Source organism: Streptomyces sp. NPDC038213 (assembly GCF_055600495.1).
On sequence record NZ_JBVJYM010000035.1, the window covers coordinates 54,869 to 81,490 of the forward strand.

The 26,622-nt window shown below is 74.1% G+C and carries 22 protein-coding genes; 12 read left to right on the top strand and 10 right to left on the bottom strand.

What is annotated here, in order from left to right; translation table 11 throughout:
- Window positions 1-36: 36 nt before the first annotated feature.
- Both ACZ7JZ_RS31550 and ACZ7JZ_RS31555 read right to left on the bottom strand, forming a co-directional pair.
- Window positions 37-933 carry a carbohydrate kinase family protein gene (locus ACZ7JZ_RS31550; RefSeq protein WP_470945438.1) on the bottom strand — a complete coding sequence of 299 codons (897 nt, stop codon included), beginning with the start codon at window positions 931-933 and terminating at the stop codon, window positions 37-39.
- Window positions 930-1,865, bottom strand: a complete 936-nt coding sequence (locus ACZ7JZ_RS31555) for a pseudouridine-5'-phosphate glycosidase (RefSeq protein ID WP_470945440.1) — start codon at window positions 1,863-1,865, stop codon at window positions 930-932. The genes ACZ7JZ_RS31550 and ACZ7JZ_RS31555 overlap by 4 nt, the downstream gene beginning before the upstream one ends.
- 172 nt (window positions 1,866-2,037) lie before the next feature.
- Here ACZ7JZ_RS31555 and ACZ7JZ_RS31560 point away from each other — a divergent pair, with 172 nt between their 5' ends.
- Window positions 2,038-2,415 (top strand): cupin domain-containing protein, encoded by a 378-nt coding sequence (locus ACZ7JZ_RS31560; protein ID WP_470945442.1) that lies wholly within the window; start codon window positions 2,038-2,040, stop codon window positions 2,413-2,415.
- 58 nt (window positions 2,416-2,473) lie between these two features.
- Here the strand turns inward: ACZ7JZ_RS31560 and ACZ7JZ_RS31565 are convergent, their stop codons facing one another.
- The 3 genes from ACZ7JZ_RS31565 to ACZ7JZ_RS31575 form a co-directional block, all read right to left on the bottom strand.
- Window positions 2,474-3,823 carry an MFS transporter gene (locus ACZ7JZ_RS31565; protein WP_470945443.1) on the bottom strand — a complete coding sequence of 450 codons (1,350 nt, stop codon included), beginning with the start codon at window positions 3,821-3,823 and terminating at the stop codon, window positions 2,474-2,476.
- A 180-nt stretch (window positions 3,824-4,003) separates the two neighbouring features.
- On the bottom strand, window positions 4,004-4,576 hold the full coding sequence (locus ACZ7JZ_RS31570; RefSeq protein ID WP_470945444.1) for a methylated-DNA--[protein]-cysteine S-methyltransferase: 573 nt from the start codon (window positions 4,574-4,576) through the stop codon (window positions 4,004-4,006).
- A 50-nt stretch (window positions 4,577-4,626) separates the two neighbouring features.
- Window positions 4,627-5,508, bottom strand: coding sequence for a glycerophosphodiester phosphodiesterase (locus ACZ7JZ_RS31575; protein ID WP_470945445.1), 882 nt, complete (start codon window positions 5,506-5,508; stop codon window positions 4,627-4,629).
- Window positions 5,509-5,803: 295 nt separating this feature from the next.
- Here ACZ7JZ_RS31575 and ACZ7JZ_RS31580 point away from each other — a divergent pair, with 295 nt between their 5' ends.
- The 5 genes from ACZ7JZ_RS31580 to ACZ7JZ_RS31600 all read left to right on the top strand — a co-directional run bounded on the left by ACZ7JZ_RS31580 (window position 5,804) and on the right by ACZ7JZ_RS31600 (window position 13,062).
- The gene (locus ACZ7JZ_RS31580) at window positions 5,804-6,655 is read left to right on the top strand and encodes an MHYT domain-containing protein (RefSeq protein WP_470945472.1); all 852 of its coding nucleotides are present in this window, start codon (window positions 5,804-5,806) and stop codon (window positions 6,653-6,655) included.
- Between the two features lie 51 nt (window positions 6,656-6,706).
- Window positions 6,707-8,854, top strand: coding sequence for an excinuclease ABC subunit UvrB (gene uvrB, locus ACZ7JZ_RS31585; RefSeq protein ID WP_470945446.1), 2,148 nt, complete (start codon window positions 6,707-6,709; stop codon window positions 8,852-8,854).
- Window positions 8,855-9,029: 175 nt separating this feature from the next.
- Window positions 9,030-9,608: a TerD family protein gene (locus tag ACZ7JZ_RS31590; RefSeq protein ID WP_470945447.1), complete on the top strand. Its 579-nt coding sequence runs from the start codon at window positions 9,030-9,032 to the stop codon at window positions 9,606-9,608.
- Between the two features lie 55 nt (window positions 9,609-9,663).
- Window positions 9,664-11,799 carry a TerD family protein gene (locus ACZ7JZ_RS31595; protein ID WP_470945448.1) on the top strand — a complete coding sequence of 712 codons (2,136 nt, stop codon included), beginning with the start codon at window positions 9,664-9,666 and terminating at the stop codon, window positions 11,797-11,799.
- A 270-nt stretch (window positions 11,800-12,069) separates the two neighbouring features.
- A complete protein-coding gene (locus ACZ7JZ_RS31600) occupies window positions 12,070-13,062 on the top strand; it encodes a TerC/Alx family metal homeostasis membrane protein (protein WP_470945450.1) in 993 nt (330 codons plus the stop codon).
- Between the two features lie 109 nt (window positions 13,063-13,171).
- Here the strand turns inward: ACZ7JZ_RS31600 and ACZ7JZ_RS31605 are convergent, their stop codons facing one another.
- The 3 genes from ACZ7JZ_RS31605 to ACZ7JZ_RS31615 all read right to left on the bottom strand — a co-directional run bounded on the left by ACZ7JZ_RS31605 (window position 13,172) and on the right by ACZ7JZ_RS31615 (window position 16,112).
- Window positions 13,172-14,470, bottom strand: coding sequence for an MFS transporter (locus tag ACZ7JZ_RS31605; protein ID WP_470945474.1), 1,299 nt, complete (start codon window positions 14,468-14,470; stop codon window positions 13,172-13,174).
- 239 nt (window positions 14,471-14,709) lie between these two features.
- Window positions 14,710-15,366, bottom strand: coding sequence for an MBL fold metallo-hydrolase (locus ACZ7JZ_RS31610; RefSeq protein ID WP_470945452.1), 657 nt, complete (start codon window positions 15,364-15,366; stop codon window positions 14,710-14,712).
- A gap of 47 nt (window positions 15,367-15,413) precedes the next feature.
- Window positions 15,414-16,112, bottom strand: a complete 699-nt coding sequence (locus tag ACZ7JZ_RS31615; RefSeq protein ID WP_470945455.1) for a maleylpyruvate isomerase family mycothiol-dependent enzyme — start codon at window positions 16,110-16,112, stop codon at window positions 15,414-15,416.
- A gap of 175 nt (window positions 16,113-16,287) precedes the next feature.
- Here ACZ7JZ_RS31615 and uvrA point away from each other — a divergent pair, with 175 nt between their 5' ends.
- Complete coding sequence (uvrA, locus tag ACZ7JZ_RS31620) at window positions 16,288-19,323, top strand: excinuclease ABC subunit UvrA (protein ID WP_470945457.1); 3,036 nt, start codon at window positions 16,288-16,290, stop codon at window positions 19,321-19,323.
- A 55-nt stretch (window positions 19,324-19,378) separates the two neighbouring features.
- On the opposite strand, the gene ACZ7JZ_RS31625 is transcribed toward uvrA, so the two are convergent.
- Window positions 19,379-20,239 carry a carbohydrate kinase family protein gene (locus tag ACZ7JZ_RS31625; RefSeq protein ID WP_470945459.1) on the bottom strand — a complete coding sequence of 287 codons (861 nt, stop codon included), beginning with the start codon at window positions 20,237-20,239 and terminating at the stop codon, window positions 19,379-19,381.
- Window positions 20,240-20,322: 83 nt separating this feature from the next.
- Here ACZ7JZ_RS31625 and ACZ7JZ_RS31630 point away from each other — a divergent pair, with 83 nt between their 5' ends.
- Window positions 20,323-20,739: a Rieske (2Fe-2S) protein gene (locus ACZ7JZ_RS31630; RefSeq protein ID WP_470945461.1), complete on the top strand. Its 417-nt coding sequence runs from the start codon at window positions 20,323-20,325 to the stop codon at window positions 20,737-20,739.
- A gap of 68 nt (window positions 20,740-20,807) precedes the next feature.
- On the opposite strand, the gene ACZ7JZ_RS31635 is transcribed toward ACZ7JZ_RS31630, so the two are convergent.
- The gene (locus ACZ7JZ_RS31635) at window positions 20,808-21,779 is read right to left on the bottom strand and encodes a hypothetical protein (RefSeq protein WP_470945464.1); all 972 of its coding nucleotides are present in this window, start codon (window positions 21,777-21,779) and stop codon (window positions 20,808-20,810) included.
- A 244-nt stretch (window positions 21,780-22,023) separates the two neighbouring features.
- On the opposite strand from ACZ7JZ_RS31635, the gene ACZ7JZ_RS31640 reads away from it, so the two are divergent.
- The 4 genes from ACZ7JZ_RS31640 to ACZ7JZ_RS31655 form a co-directional block, all read left to right on the top strand.
- Window positions 22,024-22,680, top strand: coding sequence for a papain-like cysteine protease family protein (locus ACZ7JZ_RS31640; RefSeq protein WP_470945465.1), 657 nt, complete (start codon window positions 22,024-22,026; stop codon window positions 22,678-22,680).
- Window positions 22,681-22,685: 5 nt separating this feature from the next.
- Complete coding sequence (locus ACZ7JZ_RS31645) at window positions 22,686-23,534, top strand: hypothetical protein (protein WP_470945476.1); 849 nt, start codon at window positions 22,686-22,688, stop codon at window positions 23,532-23,534.
- A gap of 330 nt (window positions 23,535-23,864) precedes the next feature.
- Complete coding sequence (uvrC, locus tag ACZ7JZ_RS31650; RefSeq protein ID WP_470945466.1) at window positions 23,865-25,943, top strand: excinuclease ABC subunit UvrC; 2,079 nt, start codon at window positions 23,865-23,867, stop codon at window positions 25,941-25,943.
- On the top strand, window positions 25,940-26,622 hold a 683-nt coding region (locus ACZ7JZ_RS31655), incomplete at its 3' end, for a RapZ family nucleotide-binding protein (RefSeq protein ID WP_470945468.1). The genes uvrC and ACZ7JZ_RS31655, both read left to right, overlap by 4 nt.

Sequence of the window (26,622 nt, forward strand, 5' to 3'; positions counted from 1 at the left end):
CCCTCCACCCCCGCATACTCCCGGCCCCGCCCCGTTTCAGCCCGGGCGGCCGCCCACCAGCGCCACCGCCTGCGCGCCCGCCCGGCACCCGGCCGCGGCGGCCGCCGCCGGGGCCGCGCCGCCGAGCCGCGCGGCCAGGAATCCGCCGGTGAAGGCGTCCCCGGCGCCCGTCGAGTCGAGGGCCGCCGCCGGGACGCCCGGCACCTGCGCCGTCACCGCCCCGGCCTCCGCCACCACGGCCCCGGCGGATCCGCACGTGACCACGACCAGGGGGACCCGGCGGCTCAGCGCGGCCGCCGCCCGCGCCGCCCCGGCGTCCGGCGGCAGCCCGGCCCGCAGCCGGGCCTCGTCGGCGTTCGGCAGCAGCACCCGGGCACCGGCTACGGCTTCGAGGAAACGTTCCGGCCCGTAGCCGGAGAGGAAGCCCGCCGAGGCCGGGTCCACGCTCGCCGGCACCCCGCGGGCCGCGGCCTCGGCCAGGACCAGCCGGGCCAGCTCCCGGCTCGGACCCGCGAAGAAGAGGTAGCCGGACAGGTGGACGTGCGCCACCCCGTCCAGGAGCTGCGGAGCCCAGTGCGCGGGCGAGAGCAGCAGGGCCGCCCCGCTGTCCGTCAGGAAGGTCCGCTCGGCGGCGCCGTCGACCAGGGAGACCACCGTGCCGGTCGGCTCCTCGGGGTGCACCACCAGCCGGGGCCGCACCCCCGCGCGGAGCAGGGCCCGCTCGTGCCAGTCCGCCGAATCCGTGCCCACGCAGGCCAGCAGGCGGACCTCCGGCGCCCCGGAGCGGGCCGCCCAGCAGGCCGCGTTGGCGCCCGCGCCGCCGGGCAGCGTGCGGATCCGGGCCGCCGTGTCCGTCGCCGGGGCCAGCGGCTCCGGATGCCGCGCGACCACGTCGGTGATCACATCGCCCACGACCAGGAGGGCGCCGCTCACCCCCGAACCCGCTCGGCCCAGTGCCGCGCGATCCGCGCCGCCAGCCGGACGTTCCCGCGCACGGCCGCCAGGTTCGCCTCCAGAGAGGCCCCCTCCGTGTGTGCGACCAGCCGCTGGAGCAGGAACGGGGTCACCGCCTGCCCCGTCACCCCCTGCGCACGGGCCTCTCCGAGGGCCTCGGCCAGCACCCGGTCGTGCAGCTGCGGATCGAGCTGGTCCGCCTCCGCCACCGGCTGCGCCACCAGGAGCGCCGACTCCGGGCCGCCCAGCGCGTCCTGAGCAGCCATCACCGCGGCCACCTCGCCGGGCTCCTCGACCCTCCAGTCCACCGGCTCCCCGGAATCGGCCAGGTAGAAGCCGGGGAACCGGTCCGTGCGGTAGCCGAGCACGGTCACGCCCAGGGTCTCCAGCCGCTGGAGCGTGGCGGGTACGTCCAGGATGGACTTCACCCCCGCGCACACCACCGTGATCCGGGTGCGGGCCAGCAGCGCCAGGTCCGCCGACTCGTCCTGCGACCGCGTCCACTCCCGGTGTACGCCGCCCAGCCCGCCCGTCGCGAACACCCGCAGCCCGGCCCGCGCGGCCAGGAAGGCCGTGGCCGAGACCGTGGTGGCGCCGGAGGCGGCGGCCGCCACGGCGGGGGCGAGGTCCCGGTGGCCGAACTTCCGCACGGAGTCGTCCGTGGCCACCCGCTCCAGCTGCTCCTTGTCCAGACCGGCGTACGGCACCCCGTCGAGCACCGCCACCGTGGCCGGGACGGCCCCCTCCGCGCGCACCAGCTCTTCGAGCTCCGTGCCCACCAGCAGGTTGCGGGGGCGTGGCAGGCCGTGCGCGAGGATCGTGGATTCGAGCGCGACGACGGGCAGGCCCCGCGCCTGCGCCTCGCGTACTTCCTCCGACAGGACCGGGACGAGCGCTGAGTGCTGTGGCATGTCCCCATCCATGGCGCGCGCGGCGCGCCCCCAAACGCGACCGGGCCGACCAGCCGGGCGCGCCGGTCGCGGACCCGGTCTGCCGGGCCTCGACAGGGTGCCAGGCCGAACCGGCCGATCATGGACGCAATGGCCACCCTGGAGCGGGGGCCGCGCAGGCTAGGGTCGCGCCATGAGCACCAGTGAGCAGCAGCCGCACGGCACCGCCCCCGCCTCCTTCGCCGTGTCCGTCCCCGACGCCGAGCTGGAGACCGAGGACCTCGACCCGTCCCAGATCCTCTCCGGCGAGCCCGTGATCACCGGCAAGGTGCTGTGGGAGTCCGCGGACGGCAAGCAGGTGCGCGGCATCTGGCAGATCACCCCGGGAGTGGTCACCGACACGGAGGCCGACGAGCTGTTCGTGGTGGTCAGCGGGCGCGCCACCATCGAGGTGGAGGGCGGGGACACCCTGGAGGTCGGACCCGGTTCGGCCTGCGTCCTGCGCGAGGGGGACCGCACCACCTGGACCGTCCACGAGACCCTCCGCAAGGCGTACCACATCAGCCTCTGAGGCCGGTCGGGCCCGGCGGCCCGGCCCGGCGGCCGGGCCCCGCCGGTGCGCCCCCCGCTCAGTCCCCGGAGGCCGTGTCCTTGCGCGGCGCCCCGGCGGCCCCCGCAGCCCCGGCGGCCCCGCCCCGGGCGGGCCCGGGGTGCCGGCGGGCCGTGAACAGCGCCAGCGCCGCCATCGGCAGCAGCAGGGCGGCGCCCGCCGCGTTGAGCCAGCCGTACCCCGCCTGGGCGACGATCAGCCCGGACACGGCGCCGCCGACTCCCGCCGCGGTGTTCATCGACAGGTCGGACAGGCCCTGCGCCGCGGCGCGCGCGGCCTGCGCCACCGAGTCGGTCAGCAGGGCCGAGCCCGCGACCGTACCGGCGGACCAGCCCAGGCCCAGCAGGAACAGGCCCGCCGTGATCCGGCCGTGGTCGCCGCCGGCCGTGCCGGCCAGCAGGGCGGCGACGGCGAGCAGACCGGCCGCGAGCCCGATCACCGCGAGCCTGCCGATCCGGTCGGCGAGCCAGCCCATGACCGGCGAGAACGCGTACATCCCCGCGATGTGGACGCTGATGACCAGGCCGATCAGCTCCAGTCCGGCCCCGTGGTGGGAGAGGTCCAGCGGGGTCATCACCATGATCGACACCATGGCGGTGTGGGAGACGGTCACCGCCACCAGCGCCAGCCGGGCCCGCGGCGAGGCCCGGACGGCGGCCAGCCCGGCCCTGAGCGAGCGGCCCGCGGCCGACTGGTCCGCGGGACCGGCCAGGGCGCGGGCGGCCAGCAGCGGGTCGGGGCGCAGGAACAGGCCGATCAGGCAGGCGGTGACCAGGAATATCGCGGCGGCCCAGACGAACGGGCCCGCCGTCTCGGGTATGGAGGTCCCGGCGAAGCTGCGGCTGGCCGGGGCGCTCAGGTTCGGCCCCAGGACGGCGCTGACGGTGCCCGCCCACACGACCGTGGAGATCGCGCGGGCGCGGTGGTCGGGGGCGGCGAGGTCGGCCGCGGCGAACCGGGCCTGGAGGTTGGCGGCGGACGCCGACCCGAACAGGGCCATGCCGAGCAGCAGCAGCGGGAAGCTGCCCGCCCGGGCGGCGAGGACCACGAGCACCGCGCCGGCGGCTCCGGCCACGTAGCCGAGGACCAGGCCGGGGCGGCGGCCGCGGGCGGCCGTCAGGGCGGCCAGCGGCAGGGCCATCAGGGCCGTGCCCGCCACGGCGGCGCTCGACGCGAGCCCCGACAGCTTCTCCGTCCCGGCGACCTCCGTGGCGAGCACGGGGGCCAGGGCGATGCTGACGGGCACCCCGAGGCTGCCCACGATCTGGCCGGCCATCAGCACCGCGGAGGTGCGGCGGCGCAGCGCGGGCAGCCCGGCGGCGGTCACCGCCGGCCCGGAGCGGGTACGGGAACTCGAATCGGTACTCACCGACGCAGTGTCCCACCCCTTACGCTGCGCGTACACGCCTGTGGACGACGCCGCGAACGCCCCGCGACCCCGCCGCGACAGCAGCCCGGCACCGGCTCCGCAGCGGCCCCCGGCCCCGCCCGAAACCGGTCCGGCACCACCACGGCGGCAGCCCGGGACCGGCCCCGGGCCCCCGGCGCCTCAGAACAGCGGTTCGGGGAGCACGCCCTCCAGGGCCAGCAGGGTCCGCTTGGACTCGAGCCCGCCGCCGAAGCCCCCGAGGCCCCCGCCGCTCTCCACCACCCGGTGGCAGGGCACGACCACCGGCAGCGGGTTGGAGCCCATGGCGGCGCCCACGGCCTGGGCCGCCCCGGGCTGTCCGACGCGGGCCGCCAGGTCCCCGTACCCGACCACCGCGCCGTAGGGGACGCTGCGGTCCAGCTCCTGGAGGACCTGCCGGTTGAACCCGGCCGTCAGCCGCCAGTCCAGCGGCAGCGCGAAGCGCCTGAGCCGGCCCGCGAAGTACTCCGCGACCTGGCGCACCGGCTCGGCCAGCAGCTCCTCGGCGCCCGGGCGCGGATGCACCCCGGGCCCGCCCAGCCGGGCCGCCAGGGCCTGCGCCCCGGCCTCGCCGGTGCCCGCGTGGAACTCGACGCGGACCAGCCCCTCGGGGGTCGCCGCGAGGAACAGCGGCCCGACGGCGCTGTCGGCCACGGTCCATTCGAAGCGGGGGGCGGCGGCCCCGCCCCCGTCCTGCCCGGTGTTGTCGTTCACGCCCCCACCGTACGGCCGGGCACCGACAGCGCCCGGCCCGGGGAAGCAGGTCAGTAGCCGCCCACGGCGTCCCTGACCACGTCGGGTACGTTGGTGATGATCCCGTCCACGCCGTGGTCGCGGACCCGGCGGGCCGTCGCCGCGTCGTTGACCGTCCAGGCGCTGACCGTCATCGGCTTGCCGTGCGCCCCGTCGAGCGCGTGTACGGCCGCCACCCACTCCTTCGTCACGCTCGCGTACTGCGGGTTGATCCGGTCGGTGAAGGCCGCGTACCGGGGCAGCTCGGAGATCGGGGGCGAGCCGAGGAACCCGGTGGTCAGGTCGGGCCGCTCGCGGTGCACGGTCTGGAGGGACTCGGCGCTGAAGCTCTGGACGACCAGCCGGCGCTTGACGTGCGAGGCGTCGAGCCAGCCCGCCTCGCCCAGCACCCGCAGGACGTCCTTCTCGATGCCCGGGTACAGCTCCGGCTTCTTGATCTCCAGCAGCAGCCGCTGCTGGTGGTAGCCGAGCCGGTCGAGGAACTGGCGCAGCGTCGGTACGCGCGCGCCCGCGTACGCGTCGCTGAACCAGCTCCCCGCGTCCAGCCGGGCGATCTCCGCCGCCGTGAAGTCGCGGACCCGCCAGGGGGCGCGGTCGGGGAAGCGCTGCTCGGCGTCGGTGGTGCGGCTGAGGGTGTCGTCGTGGATGACGACGAGCACGCCGTCCCGGGTCCGCTGGACGTCGTTCTCCACCCAGTCGATGCCGAGGCGCTCGGCGTAGTCGACGGCCTGGAGGGTGTTCTCCGGCGCGTACGCGGAAGCCCCCCGGTGGGCGAAGACGACCGGCGCCGCGAGGCGGTAGGGGTCGGCGGCGGCGGCGGGGGACTGGCCGGGGCTGGTGAGGGCGAGGCCGAGAAGGGCGGCCGCGGCCGCCGCGAAGGATCGTACGTACATGTGCGTTCTCCTCGGTGTCGGCAGCCGGGGACCGGCGGGCGACGCAGTGGTGGCCACAGTCAGCGTGCCCGCGCGCGGGCAACGGGGCACGGGGCGCGGATGTCCGCAGAGTGAACGAATCCGTCCGGATCGCCTCCTGGCGGGAATTGGTCGGGGCCAATCTGGGCGGAGGCGGTGCGCGGGTGCGGTCCGTAGCCCTACTCTCGCCCTCAATCGGCCCCGCACCAGCACACCTGGGCGCGGGCGGCGGTCCGGCGCGGCCGAAGGACGGGCGGGGAGGGACGGCGTGGACGGCATGTCGGGTACGTACGGCACGGTCGACGGCTTCAGTTATGGCTGGATCACTCCTCTCGCTGCCTATCTGATGGCCTGTCTGGGCGGTGCGCTGGGACTGCGCTGCACCACCCGCTCCCTCCGCGTCCAGAGGTCCTGGCGAACCGGGTGGCTGGCGCTCGGGGCGACCGCCATCGGATCGGGCATCTGGACGATGCACTTCATCGCGATGATGGGGTTCTCGATCTTGGAGTCGCCACTCAACTACGACAAACGGACCACGTTCGCGAGCCTGGCCGTCGCGATCGTGATGGTGGGCGTGGGGATCTTCATCGTGGGGTACCGGGGCAGCACCCCGATGGCGCTGGTCACCGGCGGCACCCTCACCGGGCTCGGCGTGGCCTCCATGCACTACCTGGGCATGGCGGGGCTGCGGCTGCACGGGCACGTCGAGTACGACACCAGGATCGTGGCGCTGTCCGTGGTGATCGCGGTCGTCGCCTCCACCGCCGCCCTGTGGGCCGCCGTCACCATCCGGGGCTTCCTCCCCGCGGTGGGCGCCAGCCTGGTCATGGGCCTGGCGGTCACGGGGATGCACTACACGGCCATGGCCGCCGTCCGGGTCCGGATCGGGGGAGGCTACGGGGCCCTCGGCGGGGAGGAGCCGACGGGTCTCCTCGCCCCGATGCTGATCGGCCCCGTGGTCTTCCTGATCCTCGCCGGTGTCGTGGTCATGTTCGATCCGCTGCTGGTCATGGGCGCGCAGGACTGGCAGAAGCCCGGTGAGGTCCGGCGCGCCGCCCCCGAGCCCCGGCGCCCGGTGTGGCCCGTGCGGGCCCCGTACGACGAGCCCTCGTACCCGCGGGAGCGGTGACCCGGCGCGGACGGTCGCGTGAGTGTCAGCGGGGGGTCGTACGGTGGTGGTATGCGGCCCGTATCGAAGATCGAACGCACGGTGGCCCCTTTCGAGGTGGTCAGTCCCTACCAGCCCAGCGGCGACCAGCCGGCGGCCATCGCCGAGCTGGAGCGCCGCATCAAGGCGGGCGAGAAGGACGTCGTCCTCCTCGGCGCCACCGGCACGGGCAAGTCCGCCACGACCGCCTGGATGATCGAGCGGCTCCAGCGCCCGACCCTGGTCATGGCACCGAACAAGACCCTGGCCGCCCAGCTGGCGAACGAGTTCCGCGAGCTCCTGCCGAACAACGCCGTCGAGTACTTCGTCTCCTACTACGACTACTACCAACCGGAAGCGTACGTACCGCAGTCCGACACCTACATCGAGAAGGACTCCTCGATCAACGAGGAGGTCGAGCGGCTGCGGCACTCCGCGACGAACTCCCTCCTCACCCGGCGGGACGTGATCGTCGTCGCCTCCGTCTCCTGCATCTACGGCCTCGGCACCCCGCAGGAGTACGTGGACCGCATGGTCCCCCTCAAGGTCGGCGAGGAGGTCGACCGCGACCAGCTCCTGCGCCGCTTCGTGGACATCCAGTACGCGCGCAACGACCTGGCCTTCACCCGCGGCACCTTCCGCGTCCGCGGGGACACCATCGAGATCTTCCCGGTCTACGAGGAACTCGCCGTCCGCATCGAGATGTTCGGCGACGAGATCGAGGCCCTGTCCACGCTGCACCCGCTGACGGGCGAGGTCATCAGCGAGGACCGCGAGCTGTACGTGTTCCCCGCCAGCCACTACGTCGCCGGCCCCGAGCGGATGCAGAAGGCCATCGCGGGCATCGAGACGGAGCTCACCGGGCGGCTGGCCGAGCTGGAGCAGCAGGGCAAGCTCCTGGAGGCCCAGCGGCTGCGGATGCGCACCACGTACGACCTGGAGATGATGCAGCAGATCGGCTCCTGCTCCGGCATCGAGAACTACTCGCTCCACATGGACGGCCGCGAGCGCGGATCCGCGCCCAACACCCTCATCGACTACTTCCCGGAGGACTTCCTCCTGGTCATCGACGAGTCGCACGTGACGGTCCCGCAGATCGGCGCCATGTACGAGGGCGACGCCTCGCGCAAGCGCACCCTGGTCGACCACGGCTTCCGACTGCCCTCCGCCCTCGACAACCGGCCGCTGAAGTGGGAGGAGTTCCAGGAGCGGATCGGGCAGACGGTCTACCTGTCCGCCACCCCCGGGGCGTACGAGCTCTCGCGCGGCGACGGGTTCGTCGAGCAGATCATCCGCCCGACCGGCCTCGTCGACCCCGAGGTCGTCGTCAAGCCCACCGAGGGCCAGATCGACGACCTGGTCCACGAGATCCGCCTGCGCACCGAGCGCGACGAGCGGGTCCTCGTCACCACCCTCACGAAGAAGATGGCCGAGGACCTCACGGACTACTTCCTCGAACTGGGCATCGAGGTCCGCTACCTGCACAGCGACGTGGACACCCTGCGCCGCATCGAGCTCCTGCGCGAGCTGCGGGCCGGTGAGTACGACGTACTGGTCGGCATCAACCTGCTGCGCGAGGGCCTCGACCTGCCCGAGGTCTCGCTGGTCGCCATCCTCGACGCGGACAAGGAGGGCTTCCTGCGCTCGGGGACCTCCCTGATCCAGACCATCGGCCGCGCGGCGCGCAACGTCTCCGGCCAGGTCCACATGTACGCGGACAAGATCACCCCCGCGATGGAGAAGGCGATCGAGGAGACCAACCGCCGCCGCGAGAAGCAGGTCGCGTACAACAAGGCGAACGGCATCGACCCGCAGCCGCTCCGCAAGAAGATCAACGACATCGTCGCCACCATCGCCCGCGAGGAGGTCGACACCGAGGAGCTGCTGGGCACGGGCTACCGGCAGGCCGCCGAGGCCAAGGGAGGCAAGGGGGCCAAGGCCCCGGTGCCTGCGCTCGGCGGGAAGGCCGCGAAGGCCGGGGGCGGCAAGGCCGGCAAGGACGCCGGGGCCGTGCCCACGGACCGTCCCGCGGCGGAACTGGCCCAGCTGATCGAGGAGATGACGAACCGCATGCGGGCCGCCGCGGCCGACCTGCAGTTCGAGGTCGCGGCCCGGATCCGGGACGAGGTGGGCGAGCTGAAGAAGGAGCTGCGGCAGATGAAGGAGGCCGGGCTCGCCTGACCGCGGGGGCGCACCGGAGCACCCGCGGGCCGGGCGGGTTTCGGCCCCGTGTCTCAGGAGAGACACAGATTCGGACGCGTCCGGCCCGGTACCGGTGCCTGTGCGTAGGGTTGGGCGCGTCAGGGCAGCCGCAGCATCGCACGAGGCGCATCAGACGCAAGAGAGGGGACTGCGCGTGACGGTCAACATGACCAAGGGTCAGGCCATCAGTCTGGAGAAGGCCGGCGGGGGCTCCCTGAGCTCCGTGCGGATGGGCCTCGGCTGGCAGGCGGCCAAGCGCCGCGGGCTGTTCGGCTCGCGCACCCGCGAGATCGACCTGGACGCCTCGGCCGTGCTCTTCGCCGAGGGCCAGCCCGTGGACGTGGTCTTCTTCCGGCACCTGGTCAGCGACGACGGCTCGGTCAAGCACACCGGCGACAACCTGGTCGGCGGCGTGGGCCAGGGCGGGGACGACGAGGCGATCCTCGTCGACCTCCAGCGCGTGCCGGTCCACATCGACCAGATCGTCTTCACAGTGAACTCCTTCACCGGGCAGACCTTCCAGGAGGTGGAGAACGCCTTCTGCCGGCTCGTCGACGAGGCCACCGGCCAGGAGCTGGCCCGCTACACCCTGGCCGGCGGCGGCCAGTACACGGCGCAGATCATGGCGAAGGTGCACCGGCTCGGCTCCGGCTGGAAGATGACGGCCATCGGCAGCCCGGCCAACGGACGGACCTTCCAGGACCTCATGCCGTCCATCGCCCCGCACCTCTGAGGCGCGGCGGCACCGGGCACAGGGCAGGACCGAGAGCGAAAAGGGTGGGGCGGCGATGACGGCCGAGCTGGTGCGGGGGCAGAACCACCCGCTGGCGCTGACGCGGATGGAGGTCCGCGTCTCGGCGGGCACCGCGGTGCTCGCGGGCGCCGCGCTCGCGGACGAGCAGGGCCGGATGTCCGGGCCCGAGGCGCTGGCCCACCCGGGCCGCACCGGCGCCCCCGGGGTGCGGGTGCCCGCCGGGGCCGCGGCCGAGCACCGCATCGCCGTCGACCTGGACGCCGTACCGGAGGCGGTGCACCGGATCGCCGTGCTCCTCGCGCTCCAGCCGGGCGGGCCGGCCCGCTTCGGATCGGTGGCCTCCCCGTACCTGTCCGTGGGCTCCCCGGAGGGCGCGGAGATCGCCAGCTACACCCTGACCGGCCTGGAGTCGGAGTCCGCCGTCGTGGCCCTGGAGCTCTACCGCCGCCAGGGCGCCTGGAAGGTGCGCGCGGTCGGCCAGGGGTACGCCGAAGGGCTCGCCGCCCTCCTCGCGGACCACGGCCTCGCCGCCCCGGTGGCCGCCGCGGCCGCCGCCGAGGCCTGGGCAGCCGCAGCCGCGGCCCGCCCGGCCGGCCCGGCGTCCCAGCCGGTCCCGCAGACCGCCGCAGCAGCCGGTACCGGTGCCGGCGCCGCTCCGTCCGGGCACGCGGGCGCGGACCGGGCGGCGGACCCCGCGCCCGCAGACCGCGCCCCGGCGGACCGCGTGCCCGCCGACGCCGCCCCGGACCGCACCCCCGCCGGCCACGAGCCCGCGGACCGCACGCTGACCGACCGCACGACCGCCGGGACCGGCACGGCGGCGACCGGCACCGCCGGAACCGGGCAGCACCCCGGCGCGCCCGGAGTACCGGGGGTGGAAGCACCCGGATCCTCCGGAGCGCCGTACGGCGGCGCCCCCGGCCCCGCCCCCGCCATCGACTACGCCCACCCCCGCCGAGCCCGCACCGAGCCCCCGGCGCCCGCCCCGCAGGCCCCCGAGCAGCGCCCCGGGGAGCCGCCGCGCCCCTTCGCGGGCGACGCCTCCGGCTGGTCCATGGAGGAGCGGCTGCACAACCAGGTCTGGGGCATGTTCGAGGACCTGGCCCGCTCCGCGGCCGCCTACCGCAGCGCCGTGGACTTCGCGGACTCCCGGATGGACCGCGAGCTCGACGAGGTCCTGTCCGACCCGCGCAGCCGGATCGGCGGCTCCGGCGACGCCGCCCGCGAGACTGCCCAGGCCCGCCGGGACGGGCTCGTCGCCCAGGCGGCCGAGGTGCTGGAGCGGGACCTCGCCCAGCTGACGGCGGAGTCCGAGGCCGTGGAGCCCGCGCTGCCCGCCGCCTTCGCCCGCTGGGACCACCCCTGCTGGCAGGCCCACCGGCCGCCCGCCGAGACCCCCATGTCCCTGCGGCTCGGCGACCTGCACCTGCCCGAGCGCCCCGAGCTGCGCATCCCGATGCTGGTCAGGCTGCCGCTGGAGCGCGGCCTGTGGATCGACAGCGGGCGCACGGGCTCCGAGACGGCGATGGCGATGGACACCGCACCGCTGCGGCGGGCCGCCCTCGACACGGCGGTCGCGCACGCCGCGCGGATGCTGGCCGTGCACCCGGCCGGAGCGCTCTCCGTCCACGTGGTCGACCCGGCGGGCGCCGGGGCGGACGCCCTCGCCCCGCTGGTCCGCGCCGGGGTCCTGGCCGGGCCGCCGGCCCGCGGGGCCGCCGCGGTGACGGAGGTGCTCTCCCGGCTGACCCGGCGGGTGGACCTCGCGCAGATGGCCCGGCGCGGCGGCGCCCCGGACGGGCAGGAGCTGCCGGCCGACGTGGACCCGGCGGCGCAGCTCCTCGTCGTCCACGACTTCCCGCACGGCTTCGACGAGCGCGGCGTCACCCGGCTGCGCTACCTCGCCGACGAGGGTCCCCCGGTCGGGGTACACCTGCTGATGGTTGCGGACCGTGACGAGGCCTCGGCCTTCGGGCCGCTGCTGGACCCGCTGTGGCGGTCCCTGCTGCGGCTCTCGCCGGTCCCCGACGACCACCTCGCCGATCCGTGGGTGGGACACGCCTGGACCTACGAGCCGGTGCTCCCGCCCGCCGGGAGCAACGTCCTGGACCTGGTGCTCGCCCAGGTCGCGGAGGCGCGGGGGCTGATGCCCCCCGACCCCTTCCGCTGACCGGGGGCCGCGGCCGGGGTGGCGGGGCAGCGGCCGCACTGACCGTCCCCTGACCAGTCTTTGGGTTTCCCTTTACCTTTGCTACCCCCTACCGGTACTCTTATGTGCGCGGAGGGGAGTATTCCTGCATTCCCTGCCACGGCGACCCCGTCAATACGGACCGCAATCGGTCCCGGGGCGTCGGCCCGCGGTACGCAGTACCGCCGGGTGGAAGAGACCTCCGGCAGCGATGACGCTGACCTAGAGCTGTAGCCATCTGCCGGAGGCGTAGTGGACGTTTCGTTGAACCTCTGGGTGCTGACCATTGTCGGTCTGTGCATCCTGATCGGGGCCGATTTCTTCATCGGCCGCAAGCCGCACGACGTGTCGGTCAAGGAAGCCGGCATCTGGACGATCGTCTGGATCGTCCTGGCCGTCCTCTTCGGCCTCGGACTGCTGTTCTTCGGCAACAGCCAGTCGGCCGGCGAGTTCTTCGCCGGCTACATCACCGAGAAGTCGCTGAGCGTCGACAACCTCTTCGTCTTCGTCCTGATCATGGCGAAGTTCGCGGTGCCCACGCACCTCCAGCAGCGGGTGCTGCTCATCGGCGTACTGATCGCCCTGGTCCTGCGCGCGATCTTCATCGCCGCCGGCGCCGCGATCATCACCAGCTTCTCCTGGGTCTTCTACATCTTCGGCGCGTTCCTGATCTACACCGCCTGGAAGCTCATCCAGGAGGCGCGCTCCGACGAGGACGAGGACGAGTTCGAGGAGAACCGCCTCCTCAAGTCCATCGAGAAGAAGTTCGGCGTCGCCGACAAGTACCACGGCACGAAGCTGTTCATCCAGAACAACGGCAAGCGCATCATGACCCCGCTCATGGTCGTCATGCTCGCCATCGGCACCACCGACGTGCTGTTCGCCCTGGACTCCATCCCGGCGATCTTCGGCCTGACCCAGGACCCGTACATCGTCTTCACCGCGAACGCCTTCGCGCTGATGGGTCTGCGCCAGCTGTACTTCCTCATCGGCGGCCTGCTGAAGAAGCTGGTCCACCTGAGCTACGGCCTGTCGGTGATCCTCGGTTTCATCGGCGTCAAGCTCGTGCTGCACGCGCTGCACGAGAGCGGCGTCCACGTCCCGGAGATCTCCATCCCGTTCTCCCTGACCGTGATCTGCGGTGTCCTCGTGATCACCACGATCACCAGCCTGATCGCCTCGAAGAAGCAGGAGCAGGCGGAGGCCGCCAAGGCGGCCGACGGCAAGGAGTCCGTGGAGGCCTGACCTCCGCAGACGCCGGCCGCGCAGACGCGCAGGCCCGCGCAGAGACGTGCGCAGGGAGCCGACCGGGGCATCAGCCCCGGCCGGCTCCTTCCGTACGGGGCGGCGGTCCTCAGGCCGCCGCCGGCTCGGCCGCGGCCTCCGCGCCCGCCGCCTGCGGCGCCGCGGCCGGCGCGGTCTCCGGCAGCAGGGCGAAGCAGCCCAGGCTGACCAGGGCGATCGCGGTCAGGTACGCGGCCACCGCCCACGGCGGCCCGCCGCTGCCCACCAGCGCCGTGGCCACGATCGGGGTCAGCGCCCCGCCGAGCACCCCGCCGAGGTTGTAGCCGACGGCGGCGCCGGTGCAGCGCACCCGCGGCTCGAACAGCTCCGGCAGGTACGCCGCGATCACCGACAGGATCATGACCATCGCGATCAGCGCCACCGTGAACCCGAAGGCCATCGCCACCGGCCGGCCGGTGCCCAGCAGGGCCGTCATGGGGAACATCCACACGGCGGCCGCGGCGCAGCCCGCCAGGCACACCGGCCGCCGCCCCCAGCGGTCGCCGAGCAGCGCGAAGACCGGGGTCAGGGGCGCCTTGACGAGGACGGCCACCATGATGCAGGCCAGCATGGTGGTGCGGCCCACGCCCAGCTGCCCGGTGCCGTAGGCCAGGGACCAGGTCGTGACCGTGTAGAAGATCGCGTACCCGATGGCCAGCCCGCCGCCGCTGAGCAGGACGGGCCGCCAGTGCCGGCGGAAGACCTCCGCGACGGGGGCCTGGGCCCGCTTCCCGGACTCCGCGAGGGCCCGGAAGGCCGGGGTCTCCTCCAGCGGGGCCCGCAGCAGCAGCCCGACGGCCGCCAGGAGCCCCGCGAACCAGAACGGCACCCGCCAGCCCCACGACCGGAACTGGGCGTCCGTGAGGGCCGCGGAGAGCCCCAGCACGATGCCGTTGGCGAGCAGGAAGCCGATCGGCGGGCCGGTCTGCGGGATGCTCGCCCACAGCCCGCGCCGCCGGGCCGGGGCGTGCTCGGCGGTCAGCAGCACGGCCCCGCCCCACTCCCCGCCCAGCCCGAGCCCCTGGAGGAAGCGCAGGACGAGCAGCGACGCCGGGGCGGCCGCGCCGATGGAGGCGTACGTGGGCAGGCAGCCGACGGCGACGGTGGCGACGCCGGTGAGCAGCAGCGAGACGAGCAGGACCGGGCGGCGCCCGTGGCGGTCGCCGATGTGGCCGAAGAGGAGCGAGCCGAGGGGGCGGGCCACGAAGCCGACCCCGAAGGTGCCGAAGGCGGCCAGGGTGCCGGCCAGCGGGGAGAACGTCGGGAAGAACAGCGGTCCGAGGACGAGGGCGGCCGCCGTGCCGTAGACGAAGAAGTCGTAGAACTCGATCGCCGTGCCCGCGAGGGAGGCCGCGGCCAGCCGGGGCATCGAGGGGCCGCTGCGGGCGGCGGGGTCCGGGCCGGCGGGTCCGGGCGGGGGGTCCGAGGGGCCGGTCGCGGGGGAGGGGCCGTCGGGCGGGGCTTCGTACATGGGCCCCGTGTACCGGCTGCGCCCCGGCCGCGGCGCAGGGACGCGCGGTGGCGACCCGAACGGGTGGCGGACCGGGGAGGCGTTGACGCGGGGCCCGCGGTGTGCGGCGGGCCCCGCGGTGTTCGCCGCCGCCCCTGCTACCAGCCGCGCTCGCGCCACTCCGCGAGGTGCGGGCGCTCGGCGCCGAGCGTGGTGTCCTTGCCGTGGCCCGGGTAGACCCAGGTCTCGTCGGGCAGGGCGCCGAAGAGCTTGGCCTCCACCCCGTCGAGCAGGCTCGTGAAGGCCGCGGGGTCGTCGTGCGTGTTGCCCACGCCGCCCGGGAAGAGGCAGTCGCCGGTGAACACGTGGGGGTGGCCGTGCGGGTCGTCGTAGACGAGGGCGATCGAGCCCGGGGTGTGCCCCACCAGGTGCCGCGCGGTCAGCGTGACCCGCCCGACGGTGATGGTGTCCCCGTCGTCCACCGGCACGTCCGTGGCGACGGGGATGCCGCCGGCGTCCTCGCGTCCCGCGTACGTCCGCGCCCCGGTGGCGTCCACGACCTCCCGCAGGGCGCCCCAGTGGTCCCCGTGCTGGTGCGTGGTGACCACGGAGGCGATGCCGTCGCCGCCGATGAGCGCGAGCAGGGTCTCCGGCTCGGCCGCCGCGTCGACCAGCAGCTGCTCGCCGGTGGCCCGGCACCTCAGCAGGTAGGCGTTGTTGTCCATCGGGCCCACCGCGACTTTGGAAATCATCAGGTCCGCGAGCTCGTGCACATCCGCCGGACCGCCGACCTTCACCACTCCGCTGTACGTCATGACGGCAGCCTAGTTCTTCGGTCGGCGGGTCCGGTACGGCGGACGGCCTACAGCGCGGGCAGGGCGGGCAGGCCGGGTCCCGCGACGACCTTGAGCCCGGCGCCCTTGTCGCCGCGGCCCGCGAGCCAGCCGAGGAGCTGGGCGGAGGTGCCGGAGAGGACGACGGGCTCGCCGCCGTCCGGGGAGCCGGTGCGCAGGGTGCCCGGGGCGTCCGTCGGGTCGATCTCGACGGGCGGGACCCCCGGGCGGCCGGTCCAGCGGTCGGCGAGGAAGAGGATCTCGCGGGCGGTGAACTCCGCGGGGAGGTCCTCGAGCTCGTAGCCGACGTTCAGGTCGACGTGGTGGAGCTCGATCTCGATGAGGCGGCGGAAGGGGATGTTCGCGGCGGCGTCGGTGACCCCGTTGCGCAGCTCCACCGTGCGGGACCAGTCCTGCGGGCCCGCGGTGGCGGCCGTGAAGCGGGCCGCGCTCTCGCGCAGGTCGGCGAGGTGCACGTCCCGGGTGCGGGGGGCGTCGCGCTCGATGTCGGAGTCGCGGGCCTCCCCGCTGGCGTACATCGGACGGCCCTCGAACACGTTGACGAGGGCGTCGGCGTTGCGGGAGAGGTGGGCCAGGACGTGGCCGCGGGTCCAGCCGGGCAGGCGTGACGCCTCGGCCAGTGCCGCGTTGTCCAGGGCGGCGACCGAGGTGAGCAGACGGTCGGTCGCTTCACGCAGGGTTGCCAGGTCGCGCACGTGATCGTTCATGGCGCCGACGATAGCGCCGCCACTCCTTCGGGTGAAGCGAGGCGCTGAGCACCGTAAATCGAATGCACGTGCTATAAGCTCGGAATCCGAACCACGGCACCATGTCGCGGCATCCCCCTACCCTGGGTTCAGGGGATCCCGTACCCCGGCCCTCTCAAGAAAGGTGCGGACCGGCGTGACCGACCGTCTCATCGTCCGCGGCGCGCGCGAGCACAACCTGAAGAACGTCTCGCTCGACCTGCCCCGCGATTCGCTCATCGTCTTCACCGGGCTCTCCGGGTCGGGCAAGTCCTCCCTGGCGTTCGACACGATCTTCGCCGAGGGCCAGCGCCGGTACGTGGAGTCCCTGTCCTCGTACGCCCGCCAGTTCCTCGGGCAGATGGACAAGCCCGACGTCGATTTCATCGAGGGCCTCTCGCCCGCGGTCTCCATCGACCAGAAGTCGACCTCGCGCAACCCGCGCTCGACGGTCGGCACGATCACGGAGGTCTACGACTACCTGCGCCTGCTGTTCGCCCGCATCGGCAAGCCGCACTGCCCCGAGTGCCGCCGCCCGATCTCGCGGCAGTCCCCGCAGGCCATCGTCGACAAGGTGCTCGCCCTGCCCGAGGGCAGCCGCTTCCAGGTGCTCTCGCCGCTGGTGCGCGAGCGCAAGGGCGAGTTCGTCGACCTCTTCGCCGACCTCCAGACCAAGGGCTACAGCCGTGCCCGGGTGGACGGGGAGACGATCCAGCTCAGCGAGCCGCCGACCCTGAAGAAGCAGGAGAAGCACACCATCGAGGTGGTCGTCGACCGCCTGACGGTCAAGGAGAGCGCCAAGCGCCGGCTCACGGACTCCGTGGAGACCGCGCTCGGGCTGTCCGGGGGCATGGTCATCCTCGACTTCGTGGACCTCGCGGCGGACGACCCCGAGCGCGAGCGGATGTACTCCGAGCACCTCTACTGCCCGTACGACGACCTGTCCTTCGAGGAGCTGGAGCCGCGCTCCTTCTCCTTCAACTCGCCCTTCGGCGCCTGCCCCGACTGCACCGGCATCGGCACGCGCATGGAGGTCGACCCCGAGCTGATCATCCCGGACGAGGACAGGACCCTCGACGAGGGCGCGGTGTCCCCCTGGTCCCTGGGCCACACGAAGGACTACTTCCAGCGGCTCGTCGGCGCCCTCGCGGACGAGCTCGGCTTCCGCACGGACATCCCCTGGGCGGGGCTCCCGCAGCGGGCGAAGAAGGCCCTGCTGTACGGGCACAAGACCCAGATCCAGGTCCGCTACCGCAACCGCTACGGCCGCGAGCGGGCCTACACCACCGCCTTCGAGGGCGCGGTGCCCTTCGTCAAGCGGCGGCACTCGGAGGCCGAGAGCGACTCCAGCCGGGAGCGCTTCGAGGGGTACATGCGCGAGGTGCCCTGCCCCACCTGCGAGGGCAGCCGGCTCAAGCCGATCGTGCTCGCGGTGACGGTGATGGAGAAGTCCATCGCCGAGGTCTCGGCCATGTCCATCAGCGAGTGCGCCGAGTTCCTCGGCCGGATGCGGCTGGACGCCCGGGACAAGAAGATCGCCGAGCGGGTCCTCAAGGAGGTCAACGAGCGGCTCCGCTTCCTGGTCGACGTCGGCCTGGACTACCTCTCGCTCAACCGCGCGGCCGGGACCCTGTCCGGCGGCGAGGCCCAGCGCATCCGGCTGGCCACGCAGATCGGCTCCGGCCTCGTCGGCGTCCTCTACGTGCTCGACGAGCCCTCGATCGGCCTCCACCAGCGGGACAACCACCGGCTGATCGAGACCCTGGTCAGGCTGCGGGACATGGGCAACACCCTGATCGTCGTGGAGCACGACGAGGACACCATCAAGGTGGCCGACTGGGTCGTGGACATCGGCCCCGGCGCGGGGGAGCACGGCGGCAAGGTGGTCCACAGCGGCTCCCTCGCCGGGCTGCTGGAGAACGCCGAGTCGATGACCGGCCAGTACCTCTCCGGCAGGAAGGCCATCGGGATCCCCGAGGTCCGCCGCCCGGTGGACGGGGAGCGCAGGCTCACGGTCCACGGCGCCCGCGAGAACAACCTCCGCGACATCGACGTCTCCTTCCCGCTGGGCGTGCTCACCGCCGTCACGGGCGTCTCCGGCTCCGGCAAGTCCACGCTGGTCAACGACATCCTGTACACCCACCTCGCCCGCGAGCTGAACGGCGCCCGCTCGGTGCCGGGCCGCCACACCCGCGTGGACGGCGACGACCTGGTCGACAAGGTGGTGCACGTCGACCAGTCCCCGATCGGCCGGACCCCGCGCTCCAACCCGGCCACGTACACGGGCGTCTTCGACCACGTGCGCAAGCTCTTCGCCGAGACCATGGAGGCGAAGGTCCGCGGGTACCTGCCGGGCCGCTTCTCCTTCAACGTGAAGGGCGGCCGCTGCGAGAACTGCTCCGGCGACGGCACGATCAAGATCGAGATGAACTTCCTGCCGGACGTGTACGTGCCCTGCGAGGTCTGCCACGGCGCCCGGTACAACCGCGAGACCCTGGAGGTCCACTACAAGGGCAAGTCCATCGCCGAGGTGCTGGACCTGCCGATCGAGGAGGCGCTCGACTTCTTCGAGGCCGTCCCGACCATCGCCCGCCACCTGCGCACGCTCAACGAGGTCGGCCTCGGGTACGTGCGCCTGGGCCAGTCGGCGCCCACGCTCTCCGGCGGCGAGGCCCAGCGCGTCAAGCTCGCCTCCGAACTCCAGAAGCGCTCGACGGGCCGCACGGTCTACGTCCTGGACGAGCCCACGACCGGCCTGCACTTCGAGGACATCTCGAAGCTGATCAAGGTCCTGTCCGGGCTGGTCGACAAGGGGAACTCGGTCATCGTCATCGAGCACAACCTCGACGTCATCAAGACCGCCGACTGGGTCATCGACATGGGCCCCGAGGGCGGCAGCGGCGGCGGCCTCGTGGTCGCCGAGGGCACCCCGGAGCAGGTCGCGGCCGTGGGCACGAGCCACACGGGCAAGTTCCTGCGGGACATCCTGGGCGCCGACCGGGTCAGCGACGCGGCCGTGCCCGCGGCCCGTACGGGCCGGAAGGCGGCGGCGAAGAAGACCGCGGCCAAGCCGGCGGCGTCCAAGTCGACCGCTGCCAGGACCGCCGCGTCCAAGCCGGCCGCGGCGGCGAAGAAGGCGGCACCCGCCAAGAAGGCGGCGCCCGCCAAGGCGCCCCGGGCGCGCAAGGGCTGAGCCGGACCGGGCCCCCGGGGCCCGGCACGCACCCGGCCGGCAGCCGCCGTACGCCTCAGAGTTCGCGGGCGTACGGCGGCTGGGCGCCCACGCGGGTGCAGGTCACGGCGGCCGCCCGGGCCGCGTACTCCAGGACCCCCGGCCAGTCCGGCGGGCCCGGGGCGCACAGCCGGTGCAGCAGGGCGGCGTTGACGGTGTCGCCCGCGCCGATGGTGTCGGCCACCGCCACCGGGAGGGCCGGTACGGCGTACCGCCCGCCCTCGCGGGTGGCCACCGACAGCCCCGCCGCGCCCCGGGTCAGCACCACCGCCGAGGGCCCGGCGGCCAGCCAGTCGTCCACGCCCCCGCCCAGCCAGTCCGCGTCCTCCTCGGACAGCTTCAGCACGGAGACGTACGGCAGCCAGGACCGGAACCGCACCCGGTAGGCGTCCGCACCGGGGATCAGGGCCGGCCGGATGTTCGGGTCGAGGAAGGTCAGCAGCCCGCGCGCCGACTCCCGGCGCAGCAGGGCCTCGTACGCGCTCGCCCCCGGCTCCAGCGCCAGCGAGCAGGTGCCCAGCGCCAGGGCCCGGGCCGCGGGGGGCAGCGCGGCGGGCAGGGTGAACAGCCGGTCGGCGGTCCCCGAGGTGTAGAAGCCGTACGAGGCGGAGCCGTCCGCCGCGACGGCGGCCACGGCCAGGCTGGTGGGCTCCGGCCCGCGCTGGACCAGCGACAGGTCCACCCCGGCCGCGCGCAGCCCCGCGAGCAGGGTTTCGCCGAACCCGTCCGTGGACACCCGGGAGCAGAAGGCCGCCGGGGCGCCGAGCCGGCCCAGGGCCAGCGCGGTGTTGTACGGGCCCCCGCCCGGCCGCGGCAGCAGGGCCCCCGCGGGGGCCGGGACCAGGTCGATCAGGGCTTCTCCGCCGACGACGATCACCCCGGGAACGTATCCCATGCGGGGCCCGCCGAGGACCCCGGTATCGTCGGGAGCGCATCCCGCACCCGAAATGTGGAGTCGTCATGCCCGAGCAGTCCGCCGCCCGCCGCACCGTGCTCAAGGGGGCCGCCGCGGCCGGGGCCGGCATGACGCTGGCCGCCTGCTCCACCGCCACCAACAGCGGCGGCGGCACCCCCGCCGTACCGACCGCCCCGGTCGAGCTCGGCGCGGCCTCCGAGGTCCCGGTCGGCGGCGCCAAGCTGTACCGGGAGCGCAAGCTGCTGGTGAGCTGCCCGGCCGCGGGCCAGTACAAGGCCTTCAGCGCCCAGTGCACCCACGCGGGCTGCGTGCTCGACAAGATCGATGAGGGTGAGGGCAACTGCCCCTGCCACAAGAGCCGCTTCGACGTCACCACCGGCGCGGTGCTGCGCGGCCCGGCCACCGAGCCGCTGCCGGCCGTGCCGGTCCGGGTCGAGGCGGGCAAGCTGATCGCGGGCTGACCGGAGCGCGCCGCGGCCGGGCGGCCCGCCCGGTCCCACGGCCCGGCCCCACGGCCCGGCCCCGCCGCTCAGTCCCAGTCCCAGGCGATGCCCAGCAGCCCGCGCCGCACCCCCTGCTCGACCAGGTGCACGGCCCGGTGCCCGCCGCTGGGCGTGAGGTCCGCGAGCCGCCCGCGCGGGGCGCCGGGCGCGGACTGGGTGAAGCGGCGGCAGCGTACGGGCAGGGCCGCCTCGTCGAAGCGGACCTGGAGCACGTACTGCCCGCCCGCGTAGCTGAACCCGCGGACGTACTCGCTGCTGAGCCCGCCGGTGCCGTCCTCGAACCCGTACCCGAAGACGTACGTGTCCCCGCGCCGCAGCCGGGCGTCGAAGAGCAGCTCGGCCACGAGGACCCCGGTGGCCGCGTCCCAGCGGACCCGCCCGGTACGGCAGTTCTCGTGGGCGCGGACCTCGACGCGTGACGGGTCGCAGCCCGGGTCGCCGTGGTGGATGGCGAGGTAGCGGTCCACCCCGTCGCGGTGGGCGCGCACCACGTGGTGGGAGTCGCGGCCCTGGAGCTCGCGGCGCGGGCCGATGCGCACGCGCTCCTGGTGGCCGACCGTGTGCAGCCCGCCGTCCACCGGGACCTCCAGCCCGGCCAGCAGCTCCTCGACGGCCGTCCCGGCCACGACCAGCGAGCGGTACGGGCGGGCCGTCGGGCGGGCGGCCGGATCGCCGCCGGGGCCGCCGGGTGCCAGCAGCCGCAGCAGGGCCCCGTCGGGGAGCTCCAGGATCTGTTCGAGGGCGCGCACGGCCCGGAGGGACTCGGTGCGCTGCGGGCGCCGGGCCCCCTGCTGCCAGTAGCTGAGGCTGGTCACGCCGACCCTGATCCCGCGGGCGGCCAGCCGGTGCTGGACCCGGTGCAGCGGCAGGCCGCGGGCCGCGAGCGCGGCCCGCAGTGCCAGGTGGAAGGGCCCGCCGCGCAGCAGCCGGGCCAGCTCGTCGGCGGCGCCGGCGGGGTCCGCGGCCGCAGCCGTGCCGGGGTCCGTGGTCGGCCGCATGGCGCCTCCGCCTCCGGTGTGAACGTTCACGTGCGGCGGTGCGCGGCGGATGGGGATCCGGGCCGGTGGCGCGGGGGCGCCTGGTGGCAGGACGGCGGCCGTTCACACCGGGGTACCGCCGTTCACACCGCGATGTCACCGCGTATTGAAGCCTGTTGACCTGCTCGCGACAACACCTCGATGCTCCTCCACAGCGTCCGGACGCGCTCCTCTCATCCCCCACCCCCGCCTCGGGAGGAACGCGATGCGCAACCGAAACAAGCGGCGGCTGAGCCTGGCCGCCGCGGTGTCCGCACTGCTGATCGCCCTGCCCACCGCCACCGCGACCGCCGCGGCCGGTGGATCCCCGCAGGGCGCCGTACCGGCAGCGCAGACGGCAGAACAGGCAGGTCAGACCGGGCAGGGCGCGGTAGCGGCCCTCGCCGCCAAGCGGCTCAACATCACCATGCAGGCGCAGCTGAAGACCAACTGGTGCTGGGCCGCGGGCGGCAACACCATCGCGGCGTGGTTCGGCCGCAACTACTCCCAGAACCAGTTCTGCAACGCCTCCTTCAACCGGCAGCAGGGCACCGAGTGCCCCAACAACCAGGCCACGCTGGGCAATGTCCAGACCGGCCTCAGCTGGGCCGGCATCAACCCCGGTTCGTACGTGACCGGCTGGCTCCGCTACGCCACCGTCCAGACGGAGATCAACTACGACCGGCCGGTCGAGACCCGCATCCAGTGGTCCAACGGCGGCGGCCACATGCACGTGATCTACGGGTACGACACCGCCAACAGCTGGGTCTACTGGGGGGACCCGTGGCAGACCAGCGACCGCTACAACTGGGCCTCGCACGCCTGGTACGTCAACAACAGCACCTTCTCCTGGACCCACTCGCTCTACCGGATCGGGGCGTGACCGCGATGAGCCGCACGATGCCCGCGCGCCTGCGCGCCACCGCCGTCGCCGCTGCCACCGGGGCCGCCGCCGCGCTGCTGGCCCTCGCCGGGGCTCCGCAGGCCGCGGCGGCCCCCGTACCGCAGCCCCCGGCCGCCGACGCCGCCTCGCGGGCCGCCGCCTCCCGGGTGGCGGCCGACCCGGCCACCCTCGGCACGCTCGCCCGGTTCTTCTCCCGCGAGGGGAGGGTCGCGCTGTCCGCGGCGAAACCGCGGATCGAGGGCGGCGCCGTACCCGTGCACTACCTCTCGCCCGAGTTCGTCGCGGGCCGGGCGGGGGCGCCCGTCGCCCGCATCGAGTTCCTCGTCAGCAAGGCGGTCTCCTCCGACGGCCAGCGGGCCGCGCTGTGGACGGCGAAGACCCCGGCGGGCTGGCAGGTCGTGAACATCGCCAGCGGGGACGACGAGTTCCGGTACGCCGCCCAGGGCGCGCGGGTGCTGCCCGGCGGGACGGTCTTCCGCGAACCCCAGATCGACGCCTGGTACGTCGCCGGGGGCGGGCGGGTGCTGCCCCTGGACCAGGACGCCGTGCGCGCCGTCGGCGCGGGCGGCGTGAGCCTGGCCGGGTACCGGGCGCGGGTCGCGGCGGCGTACGGGGACAAGCTGCCGGGGTCGGCGTACGCGAAGTCCGGCAAGGCGGGCGGGTACGCGGTGGCGGGGGCCGAGGAGGGGGGCGGTGCCGTTGCTGCCGCTGCCGCCGGGTCCGGTGCGGGGTCCGGGTCCGTCCCGGTGCCGGTGATCGCCGCGGCCGGGGCCGGGAGTGCGGTGGCTGCCGCCGGACTCTTCTTCGCCGTCCGCCGGCGTCCCGCGCGCTGACCCCCTGACGCCTCCGCCTCCCGACCGGCCCCGCGCAGCCCCCGCCCCAACCGGGCCCGCTGCGCGGGGCCTTTCCCCCACCCCGCCCCTTCCCGATACCGGGGGCTCCGCCCCCCGGACCCCCGCGCCTCAAACGCCGGCGAGGCTGGATTCTGCCGCTGCACGTGTCCAGCTCAGGCGCGCCCATTCCAGCCCCGCCGGCGTTTGAGGCGCGGGGTCTGGGGCGGAGCCCCAGTTCGGGAAGGGGCGGGGTGGGGAACAGGCCCCGCGCAGCGGGACCCGGCTACGGGAGCGGGTGGGGTGTCAGGGGGCGACAGTAGGGTGGGTGGTATGGCCGACCCCTCCAGCTACCGCCCCAAGCCGGGCCAGATCCCCGACTCCCCGGGGGTCTACAAGTTCCGCGACGAGCACCGCCGGGTGATCTACGTCGGGAAGGCCAAGAGCCTGCGCCAGCGGCTGAACAGCTACTTCCAGGACCTGGCCGGCCTCCACCCCCGTACGGCGACGATGGTGACCACCGCCGCCTCGGTCGAGTGGACCGTCGTCTCCACGGAGGTCGAGGCCCTCCAGCTGGAGTACTCCTGGATCAAGGAGTTCGACCCGCGGTTCAACGTCAAGTACCGCGACGACAAGAGCTACCCGTCCCTCGCGGTGACGCTCAACGAGCAGTACCCCCGCGTCCAGGTGATGCGCGGCCCCAAGAAGAAGGGCGTCCGCTACTTCGGCCCGTACGGGCACGCCTGGGCCATCCGCGAGACCGTCGACCTCATGCTCCGCGTCTTCCCCGTCCGCACCTGCTCGGCCGGGGTGTTCAAGCGCTCCGCGCAGATCGGCCGCCCCTGCCTGCTCGGCTACATCGGCAAGTGCTCGGCCCCCTGCACGGGCCGGATCTCCCCCGAGGACCACCGGGAACTGGCCGAGGAGTTCTGCGAGTTCATGGCCGGCCGCACCGGCACCTACCTCTCCCGCCTCGAACAGCAGATGCACGAGGCCGCCGAGGAGATGGAGTACGAGAAGGCCGCCCGGCTGCGCGACGACGCGGCGGCCCTGCGCCGCGCCATGGAGAAGAACGCCGTCGTCCTCGCCGACGCCACCGACGCCGACCTCATCGCCCTCGCCGAGGACGAGCTGGAGGCCGCCGTCCAGATCTTCCACGTCCGCGGCGGCCGGGTCCGCGGCCAGCGCGGCTGGGTCACGGACAAGGTCGAGGCCGTGGACACCGCGGGCCTGGTGGAGCACGCCATCCAGCAGCTCTACGGCGAGGAGCACGGCGAGGGCGTGCCGAAGGAGGTCCTCGTACCGGCCCTGCCGGAGGACCCCGGGGCCGTGTCCGCCTGGCTCGCCCAGCACCGCGGCTCCCAGGTCAGCCTGCGCGTGCCGCAGCGCGGGGACAAGAAGGACCTGATGGAGACGGTCCGGCGCAACGCCCAGCAGTCCCTGGCCCTGCACAAGACCAGGCGCGCCGGCGACCTGACGACCCGCTCCCGGGCCCTGGAGGAGATCGCGGAGGCCCTGGGCCTCGACGGGGCCCCGCTGCGCATCGAGTGCTTCGACATCTCGCACCTCCAGGGCGAGGACGTGGTCGCCTCGATGGTGGTCTTCGAGGACGGGCTCGCCCGCAAGGGCGAGTACCGCCGCTTCCAGATCAAGGGCCGGGTCGGCGACACGCAGGTGTGGCACGGCGAGGGCCAGGACGACGTCCGGTCCATGCACGAGGTGGTCTCCCGGCGCTTCCGCCGCTACCTCCAGGAGAAGCTGAAGACGGGGGAGTGGGCCCCCGGCGGCGAGGACGGTGCGGACGCGGACGACGCGCACGACGCAGCGGGCGCAGCGGGTGCCGGGGCCCCCGAGGACGGGCGGCCCAGGCGGTTCGCGTACCCGCCCCAGCTCGTCGTGGTCGACGGCGGGCAGCCGCAGGTGGCCGCCGCCCGCCGGGCGCTGGACGAGCTCGGGATCGACGACGTCGCGGTCTGCGGGCTGGCCAAGCGGCTGGAGGAGGTCTGGCTGCCCGGCGAGGACGACCCCGTGGTGCTGCCGCGTACGAGCGAGGGCCTGTACCTCCTCCAGCGGGTGCGCGACGAGGCCCACCGCTTCGCCATCCAGTACCAGCGCAGCAAGCGGGGCAAGCGGATCAAGGCGAGCCCGCTGGACGCCGTACCGGGCCTGGGGGAGACCCGCAAGCAGGCCCTGGTCAAACACTTCGGTTCGGTGAAGCGGCTCCGGCAGGCGACAATCGAGCAGATCTGCGAGGTGCCGGGCATAGGGCGCAAGACCGCCGAGACGGTGGTAGCGGCGCTCGCCGCGGCCGCGCCCGCCGGTCCTGCGGTCAACACGGCAACAGGAGAGATCATGGAGGAGGAGCCCCCCGCACCCGCGGGGCACTCGTCCGAACGGGGGACCGAGCAATGACCGAGCACGAGGGAACAGTGCACGAGGCAACAGTGAACGACCGGGACGGAGCACAGGTGAGTACGGGCGCGAGCGTGGAGGCCGGCGAAGCCGCCGAGGCGGCCATCCCCGAGCTGGTGATCATCTCCGGCATGTCCGGAGCGGGCCGCAGTACGGCCGCGAAGTGCCTGGAGGACCTCGGCTGGTTCGTCGTGGACAACCTCCCCCCGGCCCTGATCCCCACCATGGTGGAGCTGGGCGCCCGCTCGCAGGGCAACGTGGCGCGGATCGCCGTCGTCGTCGACGTCCGCGGCCGCCGCTTCTTCGACAACCTGCGCGAGTCCCTCGCCGACCTCGACACCCGGGGGGTCACCCGCCGCATCGTCTTCCTGGAGTCCTCGGACGACGCGCTGGTCCGCCGCTTCGAGTCGGTCCGCCGCCCCCACCCCCTCCAGGGCGACGGCCGCATCGTGGACGGCATCGCCGCCGAGCGCGACCTGCTGCGCGAGCTGCGCGGGGACGCCGACCTGGTGATCGACACCTCCAGCCTGAACGTGCACGAGCTGCGCGCCAAGATGGACGCCCAGTTCGCGGGCGACGAGGAGCCCGAGCTGCGGGCCACCGTCATGTCCTTCGGCTACAAGTACGGCCTGCCCGTCGACGCCGACCTCGTCGTGGACTGCCGCTTCATCCCGAACCC